This is a genomic window from Vibrio sp. 10N.247.310.23 (genome assembly GCF_041467155.1).
In the GTDB taxonomy this organism is placed as follows: Bacteria; Pseudomonadota; Gammaproteobacteria; order Enterobacterales; family Vibrionaceae; genus Vibrio; species Vibrio crassostreae_C.
In genome coordinates, this window is sequence record NZ_JBFSTZ010000016.1 from 114891 (window position 1) to 127637 (window position 12747).

The following is a 12747-nucleotide window of genomic DNA, read 5'->3' on the forward strand; positions in this document are numbered from 1 at the left end:
TAGACATGACTCGAATAGTGAATTTTTTCAGCGGTTGAAAGAATTATCACTCTTTAATGTTAAGCCACACTAAAGGAGATAATTATGAAACTGTCATTTATCACACACGCTATTTCTAGCAACAGTGACCAATCAAGTTCTATCTTTAAATCTATTTCTATCTTTGGGCTTAGCTCAATAGCCACGGCTTGTATGCTCACACCTACAGTACATGCCGATGATAAAGTCGTCGCAGGGTATTTTGCGGATTGGCAATATCTGAATAAAGACAACCCTTATACCGTTGACGACATACCTGCAGACAAGCTCTCACATATTATTTACGCCTTCTTGAGCATGTGTGGTCCTCATAGCGGTGCTGGTGAGCCCGTCCAAAAACAAATTCAGCAGCAATGTGCAGACAAACAACCATATACCGCGATTATTGTGGATAAAGAAGCTGCGTTAGAAGTCGATTTCGGAGACGTGGGTGTTGATGTCGCCTATAAAGGTCACTTTGCCCAGTTAGCTCAACTGAAGGCCGACAATCAAAATATCAAAATTTTGCCCTCATTTGGAGGGTGGACAATGTCTGAACCTTTCCATGCGATGGCGAAAGATCCTCAAGCCATTGCGCACTTTTCAAAAACTGCTGTTGAATTGATCCAAAAATACGACTTCTTTGATGGTATTGATCTTGATTGGGAATACCCAGGAGGCGGCGGCTTAACCACTTCGCCTTGGAACCCAGAGACGAAACTAACGGATGAGCAAAAAGCGCTAGAGCGTGAAGCTTTTACTCTTTTAGTAAAAACAATCAGAAGTGATTTGGACGCTCTATCAAAGACGACTCAAAGAGATTACGAGCTTTCAACGGCTGTCGGTGTTGGTGCTAAGGCAGCTCAAATTGACTGGAACGCAGCTAGCCCATATCTGACGAACATGTTTGCGATGACGTATGACTTCCTCGGAGGCTGGGGAACTCAAACAGGTCACACAACAAACTTACATGCCACCGAGCGTAGTTGGTGGGGAATGGGAGCTGATGTCTTCATTAATCAGATGATAGAGCAAGGTATTCCTAGCGAGAAGCTCGTGATCGGGGCGGCTTTTTATGGTCGAGGTTGGCAAGGGACAAAAGACTTTGCTGGAGAGCTGCCTAAAGGTGACCTAGTTTCTGAACAAGGGGCGCAGTTTGGTACCGGTGAAAACGGTTACTTCATGTTTTGGGATCTTATGAATAACTACAGCAGCAAACAAGGTTATGAGTATAAGTATGATGAGCAAGCTCAAGCACCTTATTTGTGGAACCCAGATAAAAAAGTATTCATATCTTTTGAAGATCAGCGTTCTATTAAAGCAAAGGCAGAATGGGCGAAGAAATCAGACCTAGGCGGCATTTTTACTTGGGAATTATCAGGAGATCCTTCCGGGCAGTTGATCGATGTTATGCATAGTGAAATGAATAAAAAGTGAAATGAATAAATAACTGAACAGAAAATACCTAGAAAATAAGGTAGGTGTTTAGCCGCCTACCTTATTTAGCTCGTCTATTTAACTCACGTTCTTAAACAGAACATTCCGCGTGCTCGGTCACTTTCTTGTTTAGGTGAGTAGCCAGCTCATCATAAGGAATAGGGCGAGAGAAGTAATAGCCTTGCATTAAGTCACATCCACATGCCTTTAGAATTGCGAAGTGTTCGTTTGATTCTACGCCTTCTGCTAATACCACCATGCCGAAGTTCTTACCGATTGCGATGATGTTTTGCACCATGGTGAGTGACTGCTGATCGACAGCAATGTTCTCAATAAAGCTCTTATCGATTTTAAGTTCATCGATAGGCAGTGCTTTCAACATACTTAGTGATGAATAACCTGTCCCGAAATCATCTAAAGAGATCTTTATATTCTTCTCTTTGAGGGCTTCAAAAGTCGGTTTCACCAAAGTCACATCTTCAATGAACAAGCTCTCGGTAATTTCTAGCGTTACACAGCTAGGAGAGAGTTGATACTTTTCTAGTGTCGCGAACAAGTGCTCAGAGAAGGATTGATGAGAAAACTGACGCACTGATATGTTGATCGACAGCCCGATTTTTTGTTCTGTTGTTCGGTGCAAGTGGGCGATCTGCATAATGCTGGACTCAATAATAAAAGTCCCCAGTTTTTGCATTAAACCCGTGTTCTCTGCTATCGGTATAAAGACATCTGGCGGAACAAAACCCAATTCCTCATCAATCCAGCGCACGAGTGCTTCTACACCATGAATACTTTCATTTGCACGAACCAGCGGTTGGAAAACCATGAACAGCGTTTGTTTCTCGATAGCGATGCGTAGCCTTTGTTCTACTTTCATTTTGTAGAGATGAGCATCTTGCATTTCCGTTGTGAAAATACTGTACGAGTTTTGCTGCTGTTTCGCTTTGTACATTGAAATATCGGCAGAACGTAACAGGCTATCCAGATCTTTTCCGTGTTCTGGGAAACGCGCTACGCCGATGCTGCAACCTAACAAAAACTGAGCGCTTTCAACTTCATAAGGTTGAGAAAGCACTTCAATAATGCGCTTGGCGAGTCGTTTAATTTCAGCTTCATTCGACAAGGGCGTCAAGAACAAAAACTCATCACTGGATTCACGTACCAATAGGCTGAGGCGAGATCGGAACCTCATCAAACGCAAAGCGATCTGTTTGAGAACCTTATCTCCAAAGTCATGCCCGTGGGTGTCATTGACGCATTTAAAGTTATCGATATCGATAAACAACAGCGAAAACGGCTCTGACTCATCGTCAATCCATTTACCAATGTTTCTACGCATGTACAAACGGTTTGGCAGAGAGGTTAAAGGGTCATGGTTCGCCTGATAAATGAGTTGGCTACGAGTCCGTTGTTCATTCTTGGCAATCGACTTAACCAAAAAGTAGAAACCAAACTGAAGAAAAATAAAGGCAACGAAAAGAATGCTGAACTCTTGTATGAATATACTATCGACGTGAGTTAGATCCGTACGTCCTACCACCCATAATTTGTAGTTTGGGATGTATTTCGCGCTCATCAAAGAGTGGTACTCTTCATCGTCGACGACAAAAGAATAGGTTTCTTGCCCATTCATCGCTTCTTGTACGCTAATTCCGAAGTGGTCGGTAAAGATACTTGCAATACGCTGTATGACATCTTTGCCGACTGGAGAGGAATAGGCACTCTCAGATTCAATATCACTTGAATAAAACTGGCGATAGCTGTCTTTTCTGATCAGGCTTAGTGTATTGAAACTTCCGGCGTGAGCATTATTTTCAAATACGATCGTTGCGTCTAATCGTAGCCCTGCGGTCATTACTGCATCGGTTTTCTTGCCATCGATTGAAATGGATTTTCTCAGCGGGATGACTAAGCTATTCAACGAATCTTGAAAATAGGTACGGCCAAGCACCATGCTACTGCTTGATAGGGCGTCTAGGAAGGAGCCTCTGGTTGGCGCGTATTGCAGCAAGTTCCTTTGATTCGCAAGTTCGAGATTTGAGCTAATCGAGAGGTAATCACCGTCGGTGTTCAACAAGCCAAACGCTGCTATCGCAGGGTGGGTCTCAAGTAGCTTGTCTAATATTGGCCTAATCTGGATAGATGCAGTACGTGTGAAATCAGACTGTTGAGCCAGTTGATGGCCAACTACTTCTAACAAGGCTTCTTGACTGGTCAGCAGCGAGTTGACGGAGCTAGAAAAAAGCTCAACCTGAATGTGTTGCTGCTCTATGAAGTCGTCTCTGTTTGCTTTCCAGTTTGTTATTCCCAACGCGGCGAAAAGTATCAGGGTCAGTAGTACGACAAACGCGTACAGCGACCAGATATTTTGCTTAAATAGAGCCATGAGATGCCTTTGTTGGTTACTACTTTTAACAGACTGCAAGTGACAAACTATTGGGTTGTCAGCGCGATTCATGCAACGAAAAATACAAACATCAATGATGAAAGTATTAATGGTTAAATAGTGTAACGACTACGAGCAGAGATTCTTGAGTGAAAAATTAGTATTCATAACGTCGATAACGATTAGTTTATGATTAATCACGAATTATGGTTAGCAAGTTGATGTGGGTTACAAATCAAACGGCGTGAATCGAGTCTTGGTCTCAAATGAACATAGCGTTAACTGCGACATAGAGGCTTACTTCATGAGACGTGGAGCCATCATTATCAGTAAGCTCTTTATGCATGCGCAGTATATTCTAATAGTTGCATTAAGCGAAGTTGAATTACTTTTTAGTCACGGCGATAGGGAGTTTGTCGTTAGCACCCCATTCCGTCCATGAACCATCGTAAACACCCATTTCACCGTTATAGCCAGCGAGTTTAGCGGCTAATAATATGATGCAAGCTGTTACGCCAGAGCCACAGCTAAAGAACATAGGTTGAGAAGGCGTTAATTCTAGCGTTGAAAAGATATCAATAAGCTCTTCTTGGGACTTTAACTTGCCGTTTTTGAGTACTTGGGCAAATGGTAGGCAAATAGAATTCGGTATATGGCCACTACGCAAGCCTTCACGTGGTTCAGGAACTTCTGAATCGAAACGAGCTTGAGAACGAGCATCTACAATGTTTGCGCTCTTGTCAGTTGAGTAACCTTCAATCTGCTGAGCACTGACAAAGTAGTTGTCTTGAATATGGCCTTCAAAATTGCCCGCTTTTACTTCGGTGCGATAGTCAGTCTCGGTCGCGTAACCGGCTTCGATCCAAGCTGGCAAACCGCCATCTAAGATGAATACGTCGTTGTGTCCCATTGCCATAAACATCCACCACGCACGAGGAGAAGCGAAGGTTCCGGAGTTATCGTAAACCACAATCGTACTGTCTTGATTGATGCCAATTTCTTTTGCGCGAGTGTTGAAGTGTTTTTCGCTCGGAAACATGTGAGGAAGCAGAGTGTGCTTGTTACAAAAGTCTTTGTCGTAGTCAAAACGAATAGCACCAGGAATCATTTGTCCTTTGATCTTTTCTGACTCGCTTGGAATTTGAAACTCGATGCTGGCGTCGAGGATGATGATATTGTCTTCTGCTAGCAAACGTTGTTGAAGTTGTTGTGGTGAGATGAGTGGCTGATTCATTATTGTTATATCCATTCTTGTTGTTTTAGCGAATACAGTGGTAGAGCGATTACTGTTGCTTTTGCGAATACAGTTGCTTTACGAATACCGTTGTTGCATCGATGGCTACTGTGCAGCTCGACAGTGGATGAACTGATAACTGCTTTGTCCGGTTATTTGATTGTTTAATGTATCAAGCGCGACCACAGAATCAATAGGGCAGTCTGTGGTAGGAGCAATAGAGAGCCGAAATACGTCATTATCTTTTGTCTGAACCGTCAGATAACGCCTGTGCCCATCTAAGGATTGAGTAAGCGTGTTCGAAATTACTTTGGCTTGAATACGTTGCCCCGTCTCTGATGTTAGCGGGAAATAGGCAAGGGCAACTAACACGCCTACGCCACACATTAAGATAAATAGACCTATTTTTAACTGTTTCATGAGAGTAAGTCTTTGAAGGTTATGTTGAAAATATAAGTGAGGTTGGTGGTAAAGTGAATGCTACTCGCTAAGAAAGCTGAATTAACTGCTCCTCGACGAAAATAAAAAAGTGAGCATTTCTGCTCACTTTCTACTTACAAACAATCCATTTTGACTCTGTTTCGTCAGAGTTCTCGCTAACGACAAGTTACCTGCTGTTAAACAATTTACTGCCAGACAATCTGAGAGTCGCCGCTAGAAACCACTTGTTGTAATGGAGGTTGACCATCGTAAAACCAAATCTCTATCAAGAGTGCGTCATGGTTTACTGGTGCTGCAAAGTTGGAGGCGAACACACCATTATCTAATGGACCTGCAATGACTTTACTGGAGTAATCCGGCTTCAAGGTTGAGTCATCTCTTGTACTAAATCGGCTATAAACGGTCACAAAAGAACGGTCTGTCGAAATGCTGCTGATGTCGATGTCGAGATCAAATTGTTCAACAGAGCTGTAGTCAAAGCCGTCAGGTACCACTAAATCACTCATCGTATAGCTTTGCGCTGCTACCGCACCTGTCACGGGAGACGGCGATGGTGTTGCTGTTACCGGAGTCGTTGCTGTTACCGGATTCGACGGAGTTGCAGGTGTCGAGGGTGTAGATGGTGATGCCGTAGATGTACTTCCGCCCCCACCGCCGCCGCCTCCACAGCCGGCTAATACTAATGGCGCTGCAGCTAAAATAACGGCTAGTGACTTCTTCATGTTCCAAGTGCTTTGTACAGACATACGTTCTTCCTCAGAGAGATTGCGGCTTGAATCAACGCAATGATTGTCTCGATATTGTTTAGTGTGAATAGTCATAACGTCTCTCCTTATGGTTCGTAACGTTGGTTGTCTGCAGGTGATTGGTACCATGTTTGGTTCGTGTCACCGCCGGATTCTGCGTATTCTTTAAACTCTGGGTAAGCGGTAACAATATCGACGTACTCTAGAGGCCACTCCCATTCGTCATCCGAAGTTACTATGAGAGCCCAAGGGTGGTTTTCTGCTGTTTTGAAGTATTTACCTGTTGATGGATTACTGTCATCGACGCCTAATCCAGCTTCAAAGAGGTTAGTGGTATCAAATGCCTCGGTTGGAGCTTGGTCTGGCAAGTGAACCTCCCAGCTGCGCCCTGGATGTAGAGGTAGGTTTTCACCGTGATAATACCCAGGCGTTGCAAAAATGAACGGGTCGTAAGGCATATCGGTCCAACTGCCAGTACTCACACCGTCACCGGCTAAAGTAATACCAATTTGGAATGAGAACTGCTCATCCTCTTTACATCCATTACTGGTGCGGTAGAAGGTACAGCCAGTGCTGATTTTTTCTGTCAGGTCATTGGCGATAACAAAGATTGCTTCGCTACGTCCATCTTCTAGGTCAAGGTCAGTGAATACACCGTTGTGTTTCATGTAAGAGCTACCACTACTCACCAAGCTCGGGTCTAGGTTAGGAAGTCGAACAGCAAAACCATTTCTGTACGTTGCCCCGACAGCAGCTAGGCGGCCGTCGATAGTGGACTTAACGACTTTTCCATCTTTAAGGATCTCAGTAATGCGATACATAAGAACAGCATCGTTCATGTCGTAGTCGGCTTTATAAGGCCAGTTATCTTCGTACGCGAGCGTTGCGTAGCCAGAAGCACTTGGGAAGTAACGAGCGGTGGCGCCATCGTTAAGGACATCGACTTGAATATCGACCACCTCACCAGAGGTTGAACCGCCAAAGTAACTTAGGTTGGTTTGTTGACTGAATCTAAATCTAGCCCACGTAGTACCGGTTAGTGCGTTGATGTCGACATTTAGGAATAGATCGTTTTCACCAGCATCGAGCGCGTAATCTGTAAACACTTGCTCGTTGGCGCCATCGAAGCTGCCATCTTGGTTCCAGTCTATCCAAGCTGAAAGGTAACCGGTTGTTGAAGCTTCAATTACTACTTTTGAATCAAGCCCTGCTTCAAGTGCGGTAACAAAACCGATACCACCGTTTGCCCATTCATCATCCACCCCGACAGTTTCATCTGATTGAGGTGTGACATAACCATCTAAATCCGCATCTGGAGGAGTTGTACCTAACCATGTGATGCCATCGAGTTCATGTCGAGGGCCATTGCTCGCCAGTAACGTTAGGTAGCTGTCTGGAGCATCACCGAAGTCGATGTTTGAGTCTTCATCAACAACAGGTGCATTAGCACAACGAGCACCATCGTTTTGACCAGAAGCTGGGCCATTCGAAACAAATTCAACGGCTGGAACAATACCTGCCGCGATATTGGCAGCGTTGTCTGGAGACAGATTGATACGGTAAATTTTACCGTCTTGGTTTCGAGATACGTAGTAGTAGCCGTTGACATCAAAATAGCCAGCACCGAACGTACCTAACTCGCCGGTGTCTCCGATGTAGGTTTCGGCACCAGTTGTAGGGTTGAAGCTGTATAAGCCACCAGAGTTATTATCGATACCATATAAAGAGCCATCACTTGGATGAAAGGCGAAATCAGTCAATTTTACAGTTGCTGGGCTGCCTGCGATTTTGTTGACCGTGACGGTCGCATTCGGATCAGAGTCTAAAGGAGAGAGGTCAACAGTAAATAGTCCCTTACCTGTACGATACAAGTAGTAAACATGGTCATAGACGTCGCCGACATAGAAAGTGTGATCGGTTGGTAAGCCACTGGTATTGATAACTTCAGCTTGGAAATCCTGTCCAAGGCGCACCAAGCGTTTGTTGGTGGTGTCATAGCCATAAATATATCTGTCTTGAAAGTCGAAACCAACACCATTGATATTGGCATTCATACCCGTATCGTCTTCTAACAGAGTGGTTGAGCCGGTCACTAGGTTTACACCCCAAACTTCAACGGGTTTCGACTGAAAGAGGTATGCTTGACTAGGGCAGGTATCGAATGGCGCTGCGTTGGCGACTAGAGGGGCACTTAATAGCAAACTTAACGTTGTAATTCTCATATCTACATCCTTGTGATGGAAGGTCTAGATATTCAATCAAGTTACGTGCCAGTTTTAAGTGTTTGATTTAATGGGTTTTTATTATTTATCGAGTTCAGTTTCCAATTTGAGTGTCAATATGAAAGTGTGCCATCCAAATAGCCAAAGGCCTTTATATTTCTATTTGATTAGAGCTAAGGATACAAGAGCTTAGGCGGTAATTACGAGTGATTGTCTAATAGGCTCTGTATGTATTCACTCGTGAATGGAACAATATCTGAGACCACTTTGGATGCTAAAATGCTTTCAGCGTTAGCTTTTATTCTGACATATCGAAAATGCTTGCCATAAACCTTTACTCCTCCAAACGGTAAACTCTTTCCTTTGTTAATCAATTCACAATCTGAGTTTGATTCATAAAGGGAATACCCCAGGGCAAGATCATGAAAAACCCATATGGAATAAGGGGTAGCGTGAAGTGATGTTTCCACTAATTTGTACACTGAAGTCACAACAAATTCAATACATTCAAGAGGCTTTGTTGCGTAATTCGGACAGAAAACCAAATTGCCCGAAAATTGAGTAATTATTAAACAACATACTGAGTTTCAGGCATACCAAGCCCTGTAAGCTTGTTCAGCGCTTTAATCATGGCGTAAGTCTCACCAACTTGAGCGTTGTAGTTCCTCAGGCTTAATTTCCCACCTAACAACTGTTTCACTCGATACATTGCTGTCTCTGATAGCGAGCGCTTATGATAGCCATAACGCTTTTTCCACTTCTTGTTGGAGCCGTATAGCTTCTGACAACCTACTGCTAAATTGCGAGGATGTCCTTCCTCCCAGAAGGCTGCGCCTTCTCGTGGCGGGATAAGCGCAACCGCTCGCTTTATCCGTATGGCATCATGGCAATTCCTTGTGTCATAAGCGCCATCACCTGATATCTCAATGATTTTACGTAAACGCCCCATGAACCCACGGGGCGTTTACAAAAGACTTACTATAGAGCAAGCCTTATCGAGTAGAGATCTTGAGTGTTGGTTGGTATGGAAACTTCCTTCTCCGCCTAACTCTAACCCCCTGGTTGTTGGCATATTTTTAGGTTTGACGTTTAAACGCATCCAAGAGTGGAGTCGTGTCAGGGAGTAGAGGAGAAACCACTTTGGACGCAAGGAGGCTTTCTGCCGTGACTCTAATCCTCACGTAGCGGTAAGATTTACCAAATACTTTTACCCCTCCGTCTTTAAGACGTTCTCCTCGACTCAGTATTTCCACTTCTGCAGACGCGTCATACAGACTGTATACGGAATGCCTATGACAGTTCGTGATTAGATATTTCACTTCCGGGTGTTTTTTTATGATATCGAGTGTGTTCATAAACATAGCTACACGTGGGCTTGGTAGTGATGCATACCCTGATATATTGTAGAGACTTAATGGTAGCCCCTGACTTTTCTCTATTGTAGTGAAGGGACAAGTGTGACTGTTAGCGGGTTCTAACTGTTCATTTGGTGTGTCGGCAGGCACAAAGCTGTATAGGGAGTGCGCCACTAGGTGTCCGGTTTTATCTATTATGGTCGATAGGATTACATTGGGGTTGTTGAGTAATTCCTGACTGACTTCTAACCCCAAATAATGTTCAGTAAAAGACAGAACACGTGACATGATGGGGGATGATGCCTCTGAAGGAGAACGAACCTCTGGGAGCAACTTTTCTTCAATAACGTATGGGTAGTGAATGTCGTTAATGGCGCGCTCAAATTCTAATGTAAGCTTTGTGTCTTCCTTCGTTGTTTGCATCAAGGCAGTGATGTCTCCTCCAAAGGCTCGTATGATCATCAACTGTTTCGCCAGTTTCGGGGCGGTGACACCTCTTTCCCACCGACTGTAAGTAGTGATGTCTAATTTATCAAACGCAATGTCAACCTCAAGCAAGTGGTCAATTGCTTGCTGCTGAGTGAACTTGTGCTTCTTACGCATTTCTTGTAAGTATTGTGCAAATAGTAATGACAAAGGATACCCTCCGAATCAATCGGTTTTCGTGTCTTCGCTGATTCTGCTTTTGTTGAGCAACCGTACGATTTCAGGGCGAGATAAAATCACGGCGCTTTCAATTTTTAATAAACCATGCCTGAATGCTTGGCTGCCAATTTTTACGGCACCGTAAGGGTCAGGCGTATCGTAACCTACTTTTTCGGCCCCAATCTCCACTAAATAATCCAAAAATAAAGGACCGCTTAAATAGTGATAGTAGAGGCGCCATAAAACGAACAAAGTTGGCATGCACGATATCAAAGGCAGATTCACTGGTGGCGAAACGGCTGAGGCTGCATATCGCGAGTGGAGCATTTTTAGAATAGGGTTTGAGTTTGTCAAAAGGCAGCGTGCTATATGGGGTGATGAAGGTGGCGTCTAACTCTGTGCTATCAAAGAAAACCGCGAGATTGTGGCCAACAATTTCCAAGCTCTGTTTATCAATATATACGTTTAAAAGCAGCTTTCTTGTTTTGTATAGATAATGGAGGTCTAGTGCTTCTAAACCAGGGTAACCGGACTGAGAAGTGTGTAAAAAATGTTGGATACTCTCAAAGAACGTTTTATCTGCATCTGGGTCTATCGTTTTTTCAATGATGATGGGCGCTGATATGTTGCCTACGCGTGAGTAAGAGGCGGAATAGATGGCGGCCTTGGTGGAATAAAATCGCTCATACACCATTCTGCTCATGATGTCCTCTTCGTCCTCCCACTCAAGTGATGTCAAGTAAGGCATCAAATCATTGGTTAAGGTGCGGAGTATTTTGATTGCTCTCACTGGGTGTGGCGTTGTGGTGCCCCGTTCCCAACGGCTTACTGAAACCGAGTCGATGCTTACGAACTCGGGGCTGGCTAAGTTCAGGTATGCGCTGAGTCCTTTCTGTTGAGGAGTCAGTGTAATTTTCATGGTTCGTAGCATGATCCTGATTCTATTGAAAATCAAGCATCTTCAATGATCACTGGTATATTCATTCCCTTATGATCACGGCTAGAGCATTTTAATTCCAGTCTTTAAAAGGGCTGAGCGATATTCGTCATCAATAGCCGCTATCTTCTTCTTTCTTACCATGCTGATGTTTTTACTTTTATCTTGTTTGAAAAGACTTAGTGCGATTTTTCTCAATACATTGAAAGCTAAGGCTCCGGTGCCCCTACGGATACGCGATTCATCTTCTCTAAACGTTACATCTAACATCCAATGCATACTTTCTACTTGCCAGTGGCTTCTTATTGCATCCAATGCTTGCTGCGCGTTGAGGGGTAATGAACTGATATACCATCGAGTTTCCTCCGATTTTTTACCACTCAATTTTTCTTCAACCATAGCGGTCACTTTGATTACACTCTGTAAACCATCCCAGCGATAACCTTTTCCTAACCAGTTTCTATCAACGATTAACTGCTCACACTGACGAGTTTCAATGCGTCCATGACCTACACTAACTTCACTGTACTCATCATACGTCTCAGAAGTGGTGCCTTCTCGCATTGATTTATGCCACCAAGCTTCAAGCTCAGCTTTCATTCCTGAGTGATTGCCCTTTAAGGCTAATACGTAATCCGCTTTACCTTTCACTATCTGTTTAGCGATGTCTTTTTGACATCCCATTGCGTCCAGCGTGATGATACAGTTCTCAATATCAAGTAATGTGAGTAATCTTGGGATAGCGGTTACCTCGTTGCTCTTCTCGTCAACCACAACTTGCCTAAGAACGAGCTGATGTTGACGACTCCATGCGCTGACCGCATGGAGTGGATTTCGCCTCTCACGCGTATCAAAAGAACGTCTAGCAGTTTTACCATCGATGGCAATGACATCACTCCCTGTAGACTCAATAAGACAACTCATCCAGCTTTGAAACGCTCTCTCAATTTCTTCTGGCTTAAGACGGCATATAACGCGAGCGATGGTGTCATGCCGTGGAATACCGTATTCGAAAGGGCGATAACGTCGGAGCCAATCTAAGCGATGAGAACCAAAATCCTCAATTTGCTCCCAGCCTTCCGCTCCTGATAGGACGGCACTAACGGCTAAAAAGATAATATCGAGAAGTTCATGTCGCTTACATCGATCAATACGTGGGTCTTCAATTGCTTCAAAATGTTGGAGAAAAGAGTCAGGCATACTTAAAACATTACAATAGAGAATTACTAGCTGCTCTGATCTCCCGTTTATTCAAAAGTTCCCATTTATAAGGCGTTGTTAATGATATGGACACTTCCACCCACCGTCTAAACTTATAGTCGGTAA

General features: G+C 43.8%; 9 protein-coding genes and 1 pseudogene. 1 reads left to right on the top strand and 9 read right to left on the bottom strand.

The annotated features are described in order from the left end of the window. Positions 1–84: 84 nt before the first annotated feature. Positions 85–1455, top strand: coding sequence for a glycoside hydrolase family 18 protein (locus AB6D93_RS13925; protein ID WP_170962816.1), 1371 nt, complete (start codon positions 85–87; stop codon positions 1453–1455). 91 nt (positions 1456–1546) lie between these two features. Here AB6D93_RS13925 and AB6D93_RS13930 read toward each other — a convergent pair whose 3' ends face one another. The 9 genes and pseudogenes from AB6D93_RS13930 to AB6D93_RS13970 form a co-directional block, all read right to left on the bottom strand. Next, positions 1547–3841, bottom strand: coding sequence for a bifunctional diguanylate cyclase/phosphodiesterase (locus AB6D93_RS13930; protein WP_102333910.1), 2295 nt, complete (start codon positions 3839–3841; stop codon positions 1547–1549). A 385-nt stretch (positions 3842–4226) separates the two neighbouring features. Next, on the bottom strand, positions 4227–5075 hold the full coding sequence (locus AB6D93_RS13935) for a sulfurtransferase (protein WP_017065718.1): 849 nt from the start codon (positions 5073–5075) through the stop codon (positions 4227–4229). Between the two features lie 105 nt (positions 5076–5180). Next, the gene (locus AB6D93_RS13940; protein ID WP_017061706.1) at positions 5181–5495 is read right to left on the bottom strand and encodes a hypothetical protein; all 315 of its coding nucleotides are present in this window, start codon (positions 5493–5495) and stop codon (positions 5181–5183) included. 206 nt (positions 5496–5701) lie between these two features. After that, positions 5702–6337 carry a hypothetical protein gene (locus AB6D93_RS13945; RefSeq protein ID WP_102333909.1) on the bottom strand — a complete coding sequence of 212 codons (636 nt, stop codon included), beginning with the start codon at positions 6335–6337 and terminating at the stop codon, positions 5702–5704. A gap of 11 nt (positions 6338–6348) precedes the next feature. Further along, positions 6349–8484: an LruC domain-containing protein gene (locus AB6D93_RS13950; RefSeq protein WP_102333908.1), complete on the bottom strand. Its 2136-nt coding sequence runs from the start codon at positions 8482–8484 to the stop codon at positions 6349–6351. 568 nt (positions 8485–9052) lie between these two features. Continuing rightward, positions 9053–9421: pseudogene (locus AB6D93_RS13955) on the bottom strand (transposase); the annotation flags it as partial. Between the two features lie 139 nt (positions 9422–9560). Then, positions 9561–10475, bottom strand: a complete 915-nt coding sequence (locus AB6D93_RS13960; RefSeq protein ID WP_065584871.1) for a helix-turn-helix transcriptional regulator — start codon at positions 10473–10475, stop codon at positions 9561–9563. A gap of 157 nt (positions 10476–10632) precedes the next feature. Next, positions 10633–11403 carry a hypothetical protein gene (locus AB6D93_RS13965; protein WP_133154304.1) on the bottom strand — a complete coding sequence of 257 codons (771 nt, stop codon included), beginning with the start codon at positions 11401–11403 and terminating at the stop codon, positions 10633–10635. Positions 11404–11484: 81 nt separating this feature from the next. Continuing rightward, complete coding sequence (locus AB6D93_RS13970) at positions 11485–12621, bottom strand: ISAs1 family transposase (RefSeq protein ID WP_102333906.1); 1137 nt, start codon at positions 12619–12621, stop codon at positions 11485–11487. Positions 12622–12747 lie beyond the last annotated feature (126 nt).